General features: G+C 53.8%; 7 protein-coding genes. 4 read left to right on the top strand and 3 right to left on the bottom strand.

Annotated features, from left to right (window positions below):
* Positions 1-92: 92 nt before the first annotated feature.
* The gene (locus ACKI1H_RS16645; RefSeq protein ID WP_440465632.1) at positions 93-3,335 is read left to right on the top strand and encodes an AAA domain-containing protein; all 3,243 of its coding nucleotides are present in this window, start codon (positions 93-95) and stop codon (positions 3,333-3,335) included.
* Between the two features lie 56 nt (positions 3,336-3,391).
* Positions 3,392-4,933, top strand: a complete 1,542-nt coding sequence (locus ACKI1H_RS16640; RefSeq protein WP_440465631.1) for a hypothetical protein — start codon at positions 3,392-3,394, stop codon at positions 4,931-4,933.
* A 515-nt stretch (positions 4,934-5,448) separates the two neighbouring features.
* Here ACKI1H_RS16640 and fnr read toward each other — a convergent pair.
* The 3 genes from fnr to ACKI1H_RS16625 all read right to left on the bottom strand — a co-directional run bounded on the left by fnr (position 5,449) and on the right by ACKI1H_RS16625 (position 8,801).
* Positions 5,449-6,189, bottom strand: coding sequence for a fumarate/nitrate reduction transcriptional regulator Fnr (fnr, locus tag ACKI1H_RS16635; protein WP_440468876.1), 741 nt, complete (start codon positions 6,187-6,189; stop codon positions 5,449-5,451).
* A 346-nt stretch (positions 6,190-6,535) separates the two neighbouring features.
* Positions 6,536-7,564, bottom strand: coding sequence for an AraC family transcriptional regulator ligand-binding domain-containing protein (locus tag ACKI1H_RS16630; RefSeq protein WP_440465630.1), 1,029 nt, complete (start codon positions 7,562-7,564; stop codon positions 6,536-6,538).
* A gap of 865 nt (positions 7,565-8,429) precedes the next feature.
* Positions 8,430-8,801: a histone-like nucleoid-structuring protein, MvaT/MvaU family gene (locus ACKI1H_RS16625; RefSeq protein WP_440465629.1), complete on the bottom strand. Its 372-nt coding sequence runs from the start codon at positions 8,799-8,801 to the stop codon at positions 8,430-8,432.
* A gap of 1,307 nt (positions 8,802-10,108) precedes the next feature.
* Between ACKI1H_RS16625 and ACKI1H_RS16620 the strand changes: the two genes are divergently transcribed.
* The gene (locus tag ACKI1H_RS16620; protein WP_440465628.1) at positions 10,109-16,774 is read left to right on the top strand and encodes a DUF3320 domain-containing protein; all 6,666 of its coding nucleotides are present in this window, start codon (positions 10,109-10,111) and stop codon (positions 16,772-16,774) included.
* 101 nt (positions 16,775-16,875) lie between these two features.
* Entirely contained in the window at positions 16,876-17,976 is a 1,101-nt protein-coding gene (locus tag ACKI1H_RS16615) for a DUF4236 domain-containing protein (protein ID WP_026078745.1), read from the top strand.
* The last annotated feature ends 65 nt before the right edge of the window (positions 17,977-18,041 follow it).

The following is an 18,041-nucleotide window of genomic DNA, read 5'->3' as shown; positions in this document are numbered from 1 at the left end:
TGGTGGCACTTTGGCATAATCCTATCCCCCTCGCTTAGCGCAGCAGAGCGAATCAGGAATGACTGGGCAATGAGTGCGTTGAAAGGAATCCAATGATCCAAGCAAGTATCGTCCACTACTGGCAAGCGGTGGAACTGTTGCAACCGCAGGCCGCTCCCGCCATTAAGAAACGGGACAAGAATTACGAAGCCTTCTTCCATGACATATCGGCGGCTGCCCCTGTACTTCCTTGGTCAGCAAACAGCCCTCTAGCGCGTGAGGCGATTCGAAAAGGTAGGGTCTGGAGCCACACGCTCTTTTGCCATCTCTACGACAGCCGCGATATCGCCAAGAAGCTGGCAGAGCTCTATGGTGAGGACGAAGGCTACAAGGAGCCGCAAAAACGCGACTCTGCCCTGTTCTCAGTTAAGTTCGATGCCAGCGGCCACATGATTGATGAGAGCCTAGTGCTCTCCAGCGAAGCCTGGTTTCTGGCGAAGGCGATGGCCAACAAGGATTGGACGCGCGGTTTCGATGAGGATCAGGACGCTGTCCGAGCAAGGGCGAAGGCTCATCTGGGTGGTGAAGTCACAGATAGCGGCATTATTCGTCTGACCAACTTCATCCGGAAATACCTCGGGCTTGAAAGCTTCTTCGGCCCCCTAGGCAAGCGCTCGCATCGCGTGCGATCGATGCCTACCAACCCCAGCAAACCAGAGTTGGAAGATGACCCACTAAACAGCTTCATCATGGGCGACTTGGCCGATGTTGGAGACAGTTTGGCAATAGGCATCAGCAGCGCTCCACTAACTGGCTACCTCAGCCTCCATGATTCCGCGAAGCGTCTGCACATAAGCGAAGATCGAAACTCTAGAGCACTCGTGGAGCGCCTCTTCCCCACACATTATTCAAAGGGATGTTGGCCTGCTGAAAAACACTTAGGGCTTGTTCATTCGCAGCAACTGGCCGTCAACACGATCCTGACCGAGCTCGCCAACAGCGAGGGACTGCTCGGGATCAATGGGCCGCCCGGGACCGGCAAAACTACGCTATTGCGTGACCTTATTGCAGCTATCGTCACTCAACGCGCCGATGTACTTGCCTCGTTCGCACGGCCGTCGGAGGCCTTCCTGAAGAACGGGAGGGAGAAGGCGAATAGTGGGGGGAAAGAGCTGATCAGCTACAACTTGAACCCCAAGCTATACGGCCATGAAATTGTGGTTGCCTCCTCTAACAATGGCGCCGTCGAGAACGTCACCCTTGAGCTTCCGCAGAGAGACAAGATTGATGAAAGCTGGCTCAAAGAGGCGGACTATTTCAGCGAAATTGGCGAGCTGGTAACTGGAAAGCCGGCTTGGGGCCTCATCTCTGCCGCACTGGGCAGCAAGGCCAAGCGTACCCAGTTCGTAAGCCGTTTCTTTTATGGCGACAGCTCCAAGGATGTACCGAAAGACACAAAAGCAAACGATATCGAGCCCAACCTTGACGAGATTGATGTCGAGGCTCCGGAAGATGAGCCAACACCGGAGCCAGAATACTCCGGCACAGCGTCCGAAGCCAAAAGCCATGCGAAAGGATTCTTGGACTGGCTCAGCAAGCAAATCGATCTGGGGCGGACAAAGGAGCAGCACCAAAGCAGCTGGGAGTCTGCAGTAGAAGAATATAAGACGGCCATAAGCCGGGCCAACAAACTCAGTGCCAGTGCAGCGGAAATTGGCCAGATCATCGAGGCATTCCTCAAGACAGATTGTGCGGCCCGCCAGAAGGAAGAAAGCTTGCAACTGCAGGCCCAAAAGCTTGCAGCTGCCAAATCTGAACTAGCCACCCTCCAGAAGGGCAGTCTACCGATCGCTAACAACAATCTGCGACTTCGCTCGGTGGCGCTGCAGAATCACCAGAATCGCAAACCGGGGTTCTGGGCCAATCTCTTCAGCTTCTGGGGCGCCTATCGACGCTGGGCCGCGTTGCTCGGACCTCTGCAACTGCAGTACGACCTGGCAAAAAAGGCACATCAGCCTATTGCCTCGGCTGAGATACGATTGCACGCCGAGCAGATGGTCCAGGAGAAGCTCCAGAGGGATGGACAAGATGAGCTCAAGAAATTGCGCGAACACGCCCAAACGCAATTCGCGAAAGCCCGGGCGCTGGCCATCACCTGTCAGGCGGTCCATCTACTCTCCTGGCTCGACACCGACGTCATCGGCAGAGGTAACGAGATTGAACTGGCAGAGCCTTGGATAATTAAAGACTGGCGTCAAGCCAGGGCCAAGGTCTTCCTACAAGCCCTGCAGTTGCACCGCACGTTCTTCCAAATCGAAGCCAAGCGAATCAGAGCGAACCTGCGCTTCGTCACCGATATGCTGGGTGGTGGACGCTACTCAGGTGTTTCCAGAGACGCGATCCGCTCAGTTTGGGCCTCGCTTTTCATGGTTGTCCCGGTGCTGAGCAGTACCTTTGCATCCTTCGCGCGGTCTTTCGGTTCATTAAATGCAGGCGAGATAGGTTGGCTCTTGGTCGATGAAGCCGGGCAAGCGACACCACAGGCGGCCGTTGGCGCATTGTGGCGCTCAAGGCGCGCAGTGCTTGTAGGAGACCCCTTGCAACTGCCCCCGATCATCAGTGTGTCTGATGCTGCTCTGGAGCATATGCGGAAGTGCTTTGGAGTAGGGACACATTGGCTGCCTAACCGGCAATCAGCACAAACCCTCGCCGACCAAGCTACCCCTTGGGGAAACATGCTCGGCCCTCGCGACTCCAAGAACTGGGTAGGCTTGCCTCTCGTGGTCCATCGCCGATGTGATCGCCCCATGTTCGATCTTGCCAACCGAATAGCCTACGACAATGCCATGGTGTACGGGACGCTGGCCCCCTCCCCTGCAAAAGAAACCAAAGCCAAGCTATCCACCGGCTGGATTCATGCGACGGGTATATCCACGGGCAATTGGGTGGATGCCGAAGGGGACGCGCTACAGCACCTGATGGCCCGGCTAAAAGACGATGGTGTGCCTGACAAAGATATCTCTGTCATCACGCCCTTCCAGGACGTACGCCGTCGTCTCAATACCATGCTACCCGAAGAGACGACCCGCGGGACGATCCACACCATGCAAGGCAAAGAGGCGCCTGTGGTAATCATGGTGCTGGGTGGTAACACCGCAAGCCCTGGAGCTCGTGACTGGGTGGTCTCCACCCCTAATTTGCTGAACGTCGCAGCTACTCGTGCCAAACGGCGCTTCTATGTTATTGGCGATAGGGATGACTGGGCCAACCGGCCACTTTTCTGCGATGTAATGGACCTGCTCCCGGCACGCGCTCGGGTAAACCACAAGCTGGATAACGCGCCCCTTGACGGGTAGCGCAGCGTCATTGGTGAAACGCTTTTTCCACTACTTACCCGCCGAGATTAGAAACGATGAATACTCACTTTCGCCGCAGCGCTCGTCCAAATGAAGACCTCCCCAAAGAGGAATACCCCAAAGAGGTACCCCCCGATGCGCGAATTCCCTCGCGCACCTATGCCCGCTTCGATCATCTGGAAATAGACACAGACGCCAAGTCCGTTCTTCTGGCGTTTGATCTGGTCGATGCGAAATGGCTCGACCAGCAAGGGCAACAGAATCCGCTACTCAACATGGCGAACCCCATGGGTACAGCAGATGCCTGGAAGGAGTGGAAGCGATTAAGTCCACATGACGCACCCAATCCGTTTGAGTCGATGCCAATGTACCGACTAGAACTCAAACTGGGCGATGGGCAAGGCTTTTTCGGCCAGCCGTCTCTACCTCCGATAGACAACCCTCGAGCCCTGCGCAACGTAGCCGGAGATCTTGAGAAAATGTGGTTTGAGGTGATTGTCTCCCGCCAGGTGGATCCAAAAGGCGTCGTGGCACAGCTCTATCCTGGGCTTTTCAGCGCACCAACGCCGATTTACGTGCGCGGGAGGATGCCGTCGTCGCGAAAGAATCGGGCACTGTCGGCGATCTTCTCGCTGGCACACCTTCCAACCTTAACCACCAAGCAGCTGGAGAGCGAGCTATCCACCGCGGTGGCCGACCTATTGGCGGTATATGACGTAGGGCAAGGCAATGCCAATGCACTGCTTTCCTACGCAAGAATACCAACGCATTACTACGATCTCGGTGCAGGGGTTTATCGAAACCAGCACACAACCCCTTACCCGCTCGCATTCTGCTTTACGATGGAACCGCCAATTCTGCTATCCCACTGGGATGCCGATCATTGGGCCGGCGCCTACGCGGTCATGGTCAATAACACTTACCCTGCGCTTAAAAGAAAATGGATCGCCCCGATGCAGGACGTCGGACCACTGCACATCGCTTTCGCCCATGATGTAATCAGAAATGGCGGGGAATTTTTCATCTACGATCCCGCACCAGGTGAGATTGGCAATGCGGCACTTTCGCCTCAAAGGCGAATTCGCTTTATGCGCGGAGAGGGTGCGGACCGAAATGGAACAGGCATCGTCCTAGCTATCGAGGAACCTAACCACGTACCTGCTAGGAGCTGGCTGCTTACCGGCGACTGCGATTATCTATACTTCATGGAGAGCTTGGCTCCGCTTCCCCCTGTGGGCTTGGTCGCGCCTCACCACGGAGCAGATCTCGACAAAGCAAGCCCCATTCCCAAACCGCCTGCAGACGTTGACTACAAGCGACTGGTGTACTCCTTTGGCCCAGGCAACAAACACGGAAAGTCTGTCCAGCACCCAACTTCCGAGGGCGTGAGCGCGCACAACAGTGCGGACTGGGACCATAATCGTTGGAGCTTGCTGAAACCTGGTAGCCCTGCACCGGGTGGAGACATTTTGGCCACCTGTGACCACGCCCCGGGTAGCGTTCGTGGAGGTGCACTGATCGGTTGGGACACCCCCCCTTCTATCGCCCATACACCATGCGGAGGCACGCAGTGCTCCATACCCATTAATCAAAGTTAACCTGCTCCAGCATCGGCTATGCGGCAGCACATAAGTACTCCCGCCTAGCCGGCCTGCGGTTACCCCAACGTTAGCCGAAACTTTGCTGTCCACCGCGTTGGGATCACATATTGCGAAGGATGAATAGTAAGGGGGGGGCTAAGAATTTTCGTAAATACTATTCAGGCGCTACCGCGGTGCTTGTATATGGAAATCTCGTAACAGGAAAGACACCCACGCAACAAAACAAGCAAGAAACTTGATCAGAACCTCCCCCCCCACAAGTCGCTAAGACGCTTCAAGGGAGCAGCCGAATAAACTATAGCCACGACAAGAAAAATGACCAAACCTCCCCCCAAGAAGGACATGGCCCGCTCACTTAAAGTCCCACTCTCAAATCCCTCCATGAAGAGTACAAACCCCAAAACAAGAGCCACTGCAAGCAGTATGGCTGAGAGAGTGCAAGTAACAGCAACCAATATCATCCAGAGCTTTACAAACATGCGAAAACCCGCAGGAAGAAAAGACCTTCTTCATCATGTAGACCCATCACCTGCTCCGCCGGCCAACTGGCACAATCTTGTATAATCGACTATCTCCAGCTCTTTTCCGTGCACCGTAATCAACCCACGTTGCTGCAGCCTCGCAAATGCTCGCGAGACCGTCTCCATCGCGACCCCTAAATAATCACCGATTTCACTGCGGGACATGCTGAGACGAAGGACGTTCGCAGAATACCCACGAGTACTAAGTCGAGCAGAAAAATTCAGTAGAAAAGTGGCTATTCGCTCTTCAGAAGCCTTTTTTGACAAGAGCAACATCATTTGCTGATCTACCCTAATTTCGCGACTCATCGTCCGCATCAACTGACGCCGCAATTGGGGAATTTTCTCAGCCAGCTCCTCGAGCTGTTCAAAGGGAATTTCGCAGACAGATGTAGACTCAAGTGCTTGCGCAGACATTGGATAAAAACCTTCATCCATACCAGCCATTCCAAGTATTTCACTAGGAAATTGAAAACCTGTAATCTGCTCCAAGCCACTGTCAGTGATACAAAAACTCTTAACTGACCCACTGCGAATAGCAAATACTGCCTGAAAAGCCTCTCCCTGGCGAAACAAAAACTCTCCCCGCTCAATTGGCCGACTGCGCTTAACCAACTTATCAAGCAAGTCAACCTCATCATGCGCCAGTGAAAAAGGCAGACAAAGCTCAGCTAGGGTGCAATCTCCACAATGGACCCTTCTCCGAACAATCTTTCTATTAAACTGCCCCATCAACATCAGCCTCAGCGTCCGTACTGACCTTGCTTAAACTAACCAGGCGTCAATCCTGAGGAAATCACATAAAAAGGCGGATAGCCTCTCAGGAAAAACAAACAACAGACCATGACAAAGGAACTATAAAAAACTTCAAAAGCTCACAAACAGTCAGCCCAGACAAAAACCATAAACAAACAAGCACAAAAACCCAAGGCAACACATAGGTCATTGCTTTTTATCAATGATCGCTAAGCTGGAATAATAAAGCAATATCCCACGAAACCGCCAAGGTGTCCCCTCACACCTAAACGTCCTGAAATCTCTCGCTGTCACAGCGCACTAAGGCCCGCGCCCCATTTCGCTAGTTCTGCGCAGGCAGTATCCTCTTCAGCTTGTTAGCTCTAAACACTCCAGGGCTCATCTTAAACCAGCGACGACAGGCCTTATGGAAACTGCTAACCTCCTTAAATGCTAGCAACTCCGATATCTTAGAGATATCTAGCGAACCATGAGCCAGATAATATTCAGCCAATTGATTGCGAACTTCATCCAATAGAATCTTGAAATTACTCCCCTCCTTTGCCAGACCACGCTGCAAGGTTCGTTCCCCGAGTTTTAGAGCCACTGAAACTGACTTCATGTCACTCACGCCTTGTGCCAATTGCTCCAGAAGCACTTTCCTCACTGAATCGCTATAGGTCAGCCGGCGGAGCCTATCTACTTGCGATCTCGCAAAGTTATCGTGCATCATCAGCAAGCCTTCATCAGCAGTACTCAAAGGCTCTAATAGCATTTTCTTATCAAGCACGACGCTGGTCCTACCTGCGCCAAACTTCACATTGCTACCGAATAGGCGCGTGTGCTCAGATACATCCAACGGCTCCTCATAAGAGAAAACAACCTCCTCAATCAGTACCTCCCGACCTCCTAAGGCCCACTTCAAGAAACCTAACAGCGAGGAAACCGCTATGTCCTGCAGGACGTGGGAAGCCTCGCTTTTATTCTCTTGATAAACAACCGACCAAATTCTAACCCCTCCCCCCTCGTCATCCAGTCCGACTATCAATCCATTCCCTATCAACTCCGAGTACTTCACTAAGTACTCTAATCCTTCCATCAAACTATGGCTCGACAGAATGACGTAGCCCACCAATTGAAATACACCAGGAAGGAAATTTTCATAGGCACGCAACCCAACATGAGCCACCCCACATTCCTTAGCCGATATATCTGCCAGCCTGACAAGATCATCCGAATCGAAGAAGCCGCCGGTAGCTTGCAGCTTATTTCGGTCAACACCCGCTTCCTGGCACAAACGCTCAGTATCTAAGCCTTCATACTTTAAGACATTCACTAGCTGACTTATCAATCCTGAGCTTATTCTGAACACTTGATTCCTCCCTTCAAAACTCCAGACAAGAGCCATCCAATCGCTATTAACCTGACTACCCCCTTAACCAAAATCAAAGCACAATACTTTTAAGTCAAGCACTGTCATCCAGGGACATTAATCCGGCACCAGAGGACACTTTCAGAAGAGCAATTGCCGACCTTAATTTCGACAATATTACGCTTGACATCTAAAAAATTCGACACAAGGCAGTGAAATAGCCGATGACTAGCATTTGGGAGACAGAGGGAGCCTTGCAGGATCGCTAAGGATGACTCACAAGCTATTTACGAATAAATAAAATCGACAGACTTTTACACCAAAATCGAGAAAACCCTCAAAATTAAACATTAGCCTTCCACCCCCCAACCTGCATGAAATACACCCGACCAAACCATAGGAAAAACCAATCTATAGCCCGCAAGATTGCACAACAAGGAGAAAACATTAAAGACATAAAAGCACGACCAAGTTAAACCAGGCGCGCCTCAAAAGTGCACATTAACAGCAGGCCCTCATAGCTGACACACCGACATCGACGGAACGACAATATAGTTTCACATCTAAAATTGGTAATCACGCTCCTTTTCCATAGCGACATACTACAAAAACAGCAGCACGGACGAGATAACCGCCATATCTCAAGGGCACATCCAAATTCAGAAATTTATGGACATACAGAATTACTATTAATTAATACACCGAGTCATCGATGGCTTTGCGCACATCTACGGCACCGGCCTTTACTAATATTGATACTATTAGGAGTTATGCGAAAAGCGCCGCCCGTGGAGCATCTCGCACCTTCTGTAAAGAAGACATCTGAACTCAGGCCAAAAAAAAGGCCGCGATTGCGGCCTCTTTTTCAGCGCTGTAACCAAGACTCAACAAGATCGTTGCCGTACTCAGCTTTCCAAGCTTTCAGAACCTTGTGATTGCCACCCTTGGTCTCGACAACCTCGTTGGTGTGCGGGTTCTTGTAGACCTTAATGGCACGGGCCTTACGTTGAGTCGCAGAACCTCGAACCACGGACCTCCCAACCGCAAGATGGGACTCGGGATCCAAAATGGAAACGACATCACGCAGGCTCTTACCATATTCCTGCATCAGCTTCTTCAGGTCTTCCTCGAATTTTATCTCACGCTTGAGGCCAGCATCATTTTTCATAGACTCCAGATAGGCCAGCTGCTCCTGGAGGGCTTTTTCTGCGGCACGAAACTCAGCGAGTCTAGACATACTTGGTTTCCTTTAGTTCTACAGCTGGATAGGTCAATTACAATAGCTAAAAAAATAGTAATCTTCAACCACTACCCGGATTCAAATTTACAATTATTCGAATCCGCTCAAGAGCGAAGAGATTTCACCATTTTCAGGCCAGGCAGCAGCAGTTGATATCAAGAAATTTATTTCAAGTAGATTACGAATCTGAAAGCGACCACTCCACGACATCGACATGGACTTCGGAATGCCCGTCAAGTGTTTCTACCTTTCTCCAAGCGAACGCCTAATTATCTATCAAAGCCTCTATCTCAAGGCATCCTTTCGAAAGCCTGCGAATAGAGCGCAAGTACGTCGCGCTGGCCAACCCCACGCTAGAGGCTTGCTTGATCACTCCACATACCGACGCCTATGTATTCATGAGCTTGCGCGCTAGGGAATTCTGCGAAAAGTACCTGGATTATCGGGATTTCGTACTCAGCCTATTCCGCAACCTGCCCGACGCTTGGTGCAATACGCAACCTGCGTCATCAAGACACTGAATGGCGCATGGAGGTCGACGTGATTCGCGGCAGAGAGCAACCACCGAAGCGGATTACTTATGCGGTAGAAGCAATTGGTGATATCTAGCGGCAGAGCACTAGTCCAATATGTCCTACAACGCTGCCAAACTGATCCTAACGAGCTGTAGGCGAAGGCTGCCGTACAACAAATCCTGGCCGCGACTCTGGACAATCTACAACAGTGGATCTATCAAGGAACATGCGCCAGGGATCCGCATTATGGGCCCAACAATTTTGATCTGCCTGGATCCTGGCCCTCATTGGAACAAGGGGTCGTAAGCTCTGCAACGAGCTTAGCGACAATGATATGTCTGAATCTTAGGAAGAGATTATGACCGACAGACGCCCAATCAATCCCGACGTCAATGTGCCCAAGCCCGGAGGTGGAGAGCAGCCCCGGTCCAGAAATAACGACGGCCGTATACGTGAAAAACGCAGCGACGCTGGAAAACCTAAGAAGAAATAAACCTCTAGCCCAAAGATCCTAATTTTCTAGACCAAAGGCCCGCCTCAGCGCGAAGACTCGTGCTGAGGCGGGCCTTGCTGTGCATTTCAGGACAGTCAAGACACGCTCTCATCGCGCGCTACCTGCTATATCCGCTATGTGCGCAACAACTCGTCAGCAGAATCTTTTGGCCACTCGCCATCACATTCCCCCTTGGCTAGGATGCGCTATGCAAGGAAGCGCGTGCCGAGGGAGGACTCGGCTCGAGAGCCTTCCGCCGCTTGGCCGTATGGTCGGGTAGGTACAAGGAGAGCCGTATGAGTGACGAAGTGATTGAACAGCCCGATAGCGAACTGCCCCAGGACACACAAGCAATCGTTCAGGCTGTTGAGTCTGCTCCGATTAAAACAGTCCGCATCCAGGCCACGTTGGTTGCAAAGCTAAACCTGGCAGACTTCCAGAACTCGGTACCGGTGATTCGAGAGCTGCGTCTGGTCAACGACACGGATCGGAAATACAGCGGCCTAGAACTTCAACTCCTTTCTGACCCGCTCGTCTTTAAAGCCAAAACATGGCACATCGACACGCTTTCGCCTGGCACGTTCCTACCCATTCCAGGCCTAGACCTACAAATTGATGGTGCCCTGCTCGCCCGGCTTACTGAAGCCGAGCAAGCGGTTGTCACCCTAGCTCTGACAGCTCAAGGCACTAGTGACACAGAGCGCCAAGAAATCGCTCGCCTTGAGTTGGCTTTGGAGCTCCTTCCCCGCAACCACTGGGGCGGTTTATCACATCTTCCCGACATGACAGCCGCTTTTGTTCAACCTAACGACATTGCAGTCGAACGGTTGTTGAAGAAGGCAGCGGAGTTGCTACGAGCACAAGGGAAAGATCCCGCTCTCAATGGTTACTCCGGCGGCTCCGCACATGCGTGGGAGATTGCCTCAGCCATTTGGGCTGCAGTCGCATCCCTCAAGTTGGACTATGCCCTTCCGCCCGCCAGTTTCGAACAGTTCGGCCAGAAAGTCCGTAGCCCAAGCCACATCCTTGAGAGTGGTCTGGCAACCTGTTTTGACCTGTCTCTGCTGTTCTGCGCCGCACTGGAGCAGGCGGGCCTAAACTCCTTGCTGATCTTCACTCGTGGCCACGCATTTTCAGGCTTCTGGCTCAAAGCTGAGGAGTTCTCCAACAGCACCGTCGACGACATCACCGCTCTGCGTAAGCGGGTAAAGCTCAACGAACTGAAACTTTTCGAAACCACGCTGATCACCCAACCAAACACACCTTCACTTTCTTACGCGATCGAGCGCGGCGCTCAGCACCTCGCTGAAGGACAGGAACACGACTTTGAGCTCGCACTAGATATCCGTCGTGCTCGGCTACAGCGAATCAAGCCTTTGGCCAGTGCGGAGGCGACACCAGTTCTGAGCAGCACGGATCACGAGCAGCACAACGAGGGGCAGGAACTACTTATCGACCTGCCACCTGAGCTTCCAGATGAAGCCCCCGTGGAGTTTGATGTTGCCTCGCTGGATCCAAAGGACCGCCTCGCGCGCTGGCAACGAAAGCTGCTGGACCTGTCCTTGCGCAACAACCTGTTGAATTTCAAAGCAGGGAAGAAAGCGGTACGCCTGGAGGCTCCCGACGCTGCCGCACTGGAGGACATTCTCGCCAGCGGTCAGCAGTTGAAGCTGCTGACTCGACCAGACCTCATGGATGGTTCTGATCCTCGCGACCAAGCATTGCATGAAGAGCGAGAGCGAGAAGATGTGCGACGTCAGCACGCCTTGGACGCACTAAAGCGCAAAGAGGTGTTCGTGGGTCTGCCCGTCTCGGAGCTCGACACCCGACTCACCGAGCTTTATCGCGGTGCGCGCACGAACCTTCAAGAGGGGGGCTCCAATACTCTTTTCTTAGCACTTGGATTCTTGACCTGGACACGAGAAGACCGAGAAAGCCAACGCTATCGGGCCCCACTGATTTTGGTCCCCGTAACGCTAGAGCGAAAGAGCGCGCGCGCGGGCTTTACGCTGGTCATTCACGATGACGAGCCGCGATTCAACCCAACCCTGCAGGAAATGCTTCGCCAGGACTTTGAACTTAGCCTGGGGATCGGTGAGGGTGAGCTTCCAAAAGATGATTCAGGTCTGGACGTCGCGCTGATTTGGCGAACGGTCGCTCAAGCGGTCAAAGACATCAAAGGTTGGGAAGTCAGCGAAGACGTCGTGCTATCGATGTTCTCGTTCGCCAAATACCTAATGTGGAAGGATCTATCGGAGCGTTCTGAAGCCCTCCGTCAGAGTCCCGTGGTCAAGCATCTACTGGATACGCCCCGCGATGCGTTTGACGGTGGCGGGAGCGGCACATTCCCAGAAGAACGTCTACTGGATTCGCAGTACAGCCCACAGAAGGTCTTCTGCCCTCTTCCCTCTGATTCGTCACAACTATCAGCTGTGTTGTCGGCGGCTCAAGGGCACGATTTTGTGCTCATCGGCCCACCTGGCACCGGCAAGAGTCAGACGATCGTGAACATGATCGCCCAGTTCATCGCTCAGCAGAAACGAGTGCTGTTCGTCTCCGAGAAGATCGCTGCACTAGACGTAGTTTATCGACGACTGCGAGAAGTCGGACTGGGCGAATTTTGTCTTGAGGTTCACTCGAGCAAGTCGAAGAAAACCGAAGTTCTCTCCCAACTACACTCTGCATGGGAGGCTCGCGGCACTGCGGATGCCGCGACTTGGCAAATCGAGGCCCAGCGCCTCCAGGGGCATCGCGACGTCCTGAACCTGTATGTCGAACGGCTACATGAGTGCTATCCCAACGGGTACACGATCTACAACGCTATTGGCATCGTCAGTACCAACCAGGATCTCGCACCCATAAATCTCGCCTGGCTATCTCATTCGCAGCACCAATCCGCTGACATGCTTGCACTACGAGAAGTTGCGGATCGGCTCGAGGTGAATGCGCAAGCTGTCGGATTCAGTACGTTAAACCAACACCCGTTGCACCTGATCGGGAAAAACGATTGGTCTCCGACTTGGCAGCACAAGGTCATCGAATCAGCACGTGAACTTGGCCCATCCATATCTGTTGTGCAAAAGGCGAGTGAGCGCTATTGCCAGATGTCGGGTTTGCCTTCGCTGCCAGCCAATAGCAGGACTCTCAGGGGACTGGGTGCGTTGGCGAAACTCCTTCCTTCTGCCGCCGGACAGAACTGGAGCTTTGTCCTACGCCCCGATGCACGGGCCATCGGGCAACGCTTAGAAGCAGGCGTGAAGCTCATTGAGCAACACCGTGCCCTCAATCAAAAACTCCCAGCCTTCTGGACATCCAGCACGCTGGAAGACTGTCAGCGCGGAGTCGGTCTATTGGCTCGGCATGCGGAGCTTAGATCCGGCCTCCCCGAACCCTGGCCAGTGGCGGGCATGATTTTGCTCAACCAAGGCTTGGAGACCCTCACAGAGGCTGAGCGAATCAAACAGTCCCTATCTGTCGCCTACAACGACACGATCGAAGCCTTGGATGTCCAAGCCCTTCTGAAAGAATGGGAAATAGGAAGTGAGGCATTCTGGCCCAAATCCTGGCTCGTCCAGCGCAAGATTCGAGGCTTATTAACAGGTACTCAAGTATCCCCGTCGCCTACATCCATAGCTGAGGACCTTCAACGCTGGATCGCTATTCGCGAGCTCCGAGCTCGATTGGATGCTATCGATCCAGGACAGGCCGGTAGCCCTGTCTGGAATGGCTCCAAAACAGATCCAGCACTTCTTGCAGTGACCATGCGAGCACAGGCAGCGCTTGCAGCTTCTGCTGAGGGCCGTCAATGGTCAGATGAAGGGTTCGATCTCATCACTCAAGGGAAAGCCGGCCTCGCGATCAAAGAGACACTTGAGCGCATGCGGGAAATTCGTTCTATCGAGAGTGAGATTTCTACGCTGGAGCCACTTTCCAAGGCCACGGGCTCGCTCTGGTCCGGCTTGCAGACTGAGGCAAAGGCACTCAACGCAGCGATGGCATTCCAACGTGCACGGCGGCCGGTTCAGCACGAGGGTCGACTTGAGGAAGAGCATGAGCTCGTCGCCAGCGGTGCTTGTGGCGATTCGCTCCAGAGCGAACTAAGGACTCTCAGGCAACGTGAGACAATCGAGCGAGAGCTGGGCAATCTGACTGACCTACGTGAGCTAACCTCGGGTCTCTGGCTGGGGCTGCAAACAAAAGAGGATGCGGTCTCTCGCGTACTGAAGTTCCATGCACACTTAGCCGGAGCAATCTCCGCACTTGTCCAAACGCCTGAGCATGTCGAAGGTGTGAAGTCTGCCCTGGCGCGCTTGCTCGGCGACGCCAACGCACTACTCGAACCCGAAGCTCCGTTAACTCAAGCAGGACGCGAGCTACTAGATTCGCTGGACCACTACATCACGCAGACACACACGTTTGTCGAAGCTGGGCAATTCATAGCAGAGGATGCGGCAAGATTTGGTGAACAAGACCTCACCCAGCAGCGCCTTCACTGCGAGCAAATTGTGCAAGCTGGCAATGGCTTACGCGCTTGGTGTGCTTGGAAGAAGGCATGCGATGAAGCATCAGCGCTTGGCCTGCTGCCTTTAGTTGATGCCCTAAAAGCCGGCCACGTACCGCAGGGATCCGTACGCAAGTCCTTCGAGACAAACTACGCGCGTTGGTGGCTCAACACGGCTGTTGATCATGAGCCTGTCATTCGCACATTCGTCAGCGTCGAGCATGAGCAACGTATTCGCGACTTCCGAGCATTGGACGATCGCTTCACCGCGCTTACTCGCGATCTGTTGCGTGCACGCCTTTGCGCTGAACTACCTACCCAGGACTCGGTGAGCAAGAACTCGGAATGGGGTGTGCTTAGGCACGAGATCACGAAAAAAACTCGCCACCTGCCGCTGCGTGAGCTGATGTCGAAGATCCCCGACGCGCTCACCAAGCTTACGCCGTGCTTGTTGATGAGCCCTCTCTCCATCGCCCAGTACTTGGCCGCAAACTCGAGCGTCTTCGATGTAGTGATCTTCGACGAGGCGTCGCAAATTCCGGTATGGGACGCGATCGGTGCGATCGCTCGAGGCAAGCAAGTGGTGATGGTCGGAGACCCCAAACAGCTTCCACCAACATCGTTCTTTGATAGAGCTGAATCAACTCAGGATGACGCTGATGTCGAAGCCGACCTTGAAAGCATTTTGGACGAGTGCATCAGTGCTAACCTGCCAATCCGAAACCTTAACTGGCACTACCGCAGCCGGCATGAAAGCCTGATCGCGTTCTCGAATCAAAGGTACTACGAATCCAAGCTAGTAACGTTCCCCTCCCCTGTTACCACCGATCGCGCTGTCAGCCTGCACATCGTCAACGGTGTCTATGAGAAAGGGTCGGCACGTACCAATCCGGCTGAGGCCAAAGCCTTGGTTGGCGACTTGATCGGCCGTCTTCGCAGCCCCGGATTCAAAGAGAGCAAACTGACCATCGGTGTCGTGACCTTCAACGGTGAGCAGCAGAAGCTAATTGAAGACCTTCTCGATACCGAGCGTAGAAAGGATCCCGCGCTGGAAAGCTATTTCTCGGAGAGCGAGCTAGAACCCGTCTTCGTGAAGAACCTGGAGAGCGTGCAGGGTGACGAGAGAGACATCATGTATTTCTCGATCACCTACGGACCAGATGCAGCGGGCAATGTGGCGATGAACTTCGGCCCGCTCAACCGTACTGGCGGCGAGCGCAGGCTCAACGTTGCCGTTACCCGAGCCCGCCATGAGCTTCGTGTCTTCAGCACACTGCGAGCCGAGAAAATCGATTTGGCACGCACTCAGGCATTGGGTGTACGCGATCTCAAGCACTTCCTTGAATTTGCAGACCGCGGTGCTCGTGCACTGGCCGAGATAGACACTGGCAGCCTGGGCGGATACGACAGTCCTTTCGAAGAGGCCGTTGCAAACGCGTTGCGCCTTAAGGGATGGCAAGTTGTCACTCAGGTCGGCGTGTCGTCATTCCGAATCGACCTGGCAGTAGTCGATCCCGATGCCCCAGGCCGTTACCTCGCCGGCATAGAGTGCGACGGAGCAACCTACCACCGCAGCGCAACAGCTCGTGATCGCGACAAGCTCCGCGAACAGGTACTCAGAGGCCTTGGATGGGAAATCCTTCGCATCTGGTCGACTGACTGGTGGATCGACGGCCAGGGTACCGCTCAGAAGATTCACGAGCGCCTTGAAACTCTGTTGGTCGAAAGCAGACAGCACCGCGCGGCACGGGAAGTCCAAGAGCAGTTGGCGGCTATGGCAGCTAAGAGCGAAGTTCCACTTGAAGACAATGTCGTTGAATTGCCAGTCGACCGCTCTCATCTCAAAGAAGCTGACGGCTCCGTAGAGCCGGAAGCTGAACCCGAAGAGGCCGAGATGCCGATGGCGCGCTATGCGCGCCCCCAAAACGACACAGGGCGTACCGCAATTGGCTTCGCTCTCTACCGTGAGAGCGACCCGCTGAGCGCCGTGGAAGGTGTAGACCCAGACGCATTCTTCGAGGCGAGCTATGACACCGTCCTGGACATGATGATCAAGCACGTCATCGAAGAAGAAGGCCCTATTCTCGACACAACGCTTGCACGCCGAATCGCCCGTGTTCACGGATGGAAGAAAACCGGGGCAAGAATTCGTGATCGAGTAGCCTCCGTGGCAGATCGTGAACAAAGCAAGGTTGAAGACGAACTTGGCCAGTTCTACTGGCCTCGACGCTTAGCCGATCGCGAGTCCATCGTGTACCGGCAACCAGCCGATGCCAACAGTATTCGCCCGGTAGACGAGATATGCGGCTTGGAGCTTCTTGCGCTCGCTCGCTCGTTAGCTGATCAGAGTCTTGTTGGCGATGACCTGCTATATGCCATGGCGCGGGAACTCGGACTGAGCAAAGTATCTGCCTCAGCACGAGCAAGGATCCAAGGGGTGATCGACAAGCTGTTCTCCTGAACAGCTGGCGGCGCTCCAGAACCAGCTATCGCGCAAAACGACGGCCATACGGTGGAAGACTCTCCAGCCGTATGGCGTCCGTCGCCATACCCGGAGGGAACATGGGTTTATACATTCGCAAGTCCGTTCGCGTCGGGCCATTCAAGTTCAACTTGTCAAAATCCGGGATAGGGGTCTCAGCAGGCATCAAAGGACTGCGGGTTGGGACCGGCCCAAAAGGAAACTACATCCACATGGGGCGCGGCGGTTTCTACTACCGCCAAACGCTCTCATCGCAAGGTGTTCCCCCCACTACTGCTACCCCCAAATCGAGGCCCACTCCGCCTCCCGCACAGGAGATCCAATCAAGCACGCATGAGCCCCTCAGGGAAATTGACAGTGGCGAGATCGGCCTGATGGTGGACTCTTCATCTCAGGCGCTCGTCGAAGAACTCAACACCAAGCGCAGACGTATACGTCTTTGGCCCTTTATCACTGCTCTCACGGTCGGCGCATACGTTCTCATCGCCAACAAGCAACTACCGTCTTGGGCTGGCCTCACTGTGCTAATCGCAGGTGGCTTGCTGACGGCGGCAGCTTATTACTGGGATCAATTGAGAAAAACGACCGTAATGCTGTACGACATCGAGTCGGAATTTTCAGGTGTTGTCGAGCAGTTGCATGCGGCCTTCGAAGGAGTCAGAAGCTGCCGTGCGACCTGGCATTTACAAGCCCAGGGGAAAGTAACAGATCGCAAGTACCACGCCGGCGCCAGTCACTTAGTCACCAGAAGCTCGATAGCCCTGGGACTGAAAAATCCACCCTTCGTCAAAACCAATGTCGCAACCCCAAGCATCCCGGTTGGCCGTCAGACGCTGTATTTTTTCCCGGACAAGGTACTGGTATTCGAAGCCAATGGTGTCGGTGCTGTCTCTTACGAAAACCTACGAATCGACATCTCCACGACAAATTTCATCGAAGACGGCGCCGTCCCTAAGGACTCTGAGATCGTCAGCACGACTTGGAAATTCGTGAACAAGAAAGGTGGACCGGACAAGCGCTTCAAAAATAACCGCAAGCTGCCCGTCGTACGCTACGAAGAGGTGCAGTTTACGAGCAGCACAGGTTTGCTGGAGCGCATTCAGATCTCCTGCGTCGGGCGCACTCAAGCCTTAGCTCAAGCGATCAACAGCATCGGAAGGGCAAAAGGAGAGCACCTTTAACCACCCCGGTAAGCAAAAAAGGCATTAGCGACTGCCCAGCTAGGTTAGGAGCTCAACGGCAGCTA

The organism is Pseudomonas sp. YH-1, assembly GCF_051990045.1.
GTDB lineage: Bacteria > Pseudomonadota > Gammaproteobacteria > Pseudomonadales > Pseudomonadaceae > Pseudomonas > Pseudomonas nicosulfuronedens.
The sequence above is the reverse complement of the archived record's forward strand: the minus strand, read 5'-3'. Positions and strand labels throughout refer to the sequence as shown.

Excerpts from the sequence above, each read along its gene's own strand:
- ACKI1H_RS16620 (WP_440465628.1), top strand. The coding sequence starts at position 10,109 with ATGAGTGACGAAGTGATTGAACAGCCCGATAGCGAACTGCCCCAGGAC.
- ACKI1H_RS16645 (WP_440465632.1), top strand. The coding sequence starts at position 93 with ATGATCCAAGCAAGTATCGTCCACTACTGGCAAGCGGTGGAACTGTTG.
- ACKI1H_RS16640 (WP_440465631.1), top strand. The coding sequence starts at position 3,392 with ATGAATACTCACTTTCGCCGCAGCGCTCGTCCAAATGAAGACCTCCCC.
- ACKI1H_RS16625 (WP_440465629.1), bottom strand. The coding sequence starts at position 8,801 with ATGTCTAGACTCGCTGAGTTTCGTGCCGCAGAAAAAGCCCTCCAGGAG.
- ACKI1H_RS16615 (WP_026078745.1), top strand. The coding sequence starts at position 16,876 with ATGGGTTTATACATTCGCAAGTCCGTTCGCGTCGGGCCATTCAAGTTC.
- fnr (WP_440468876.1), bottom strand. The coding sequence starts at position 6,189 with ATGGGGCAGTTTAATAGAAAGATTGTTCGGAGAAGGGTCCATTGTGGA.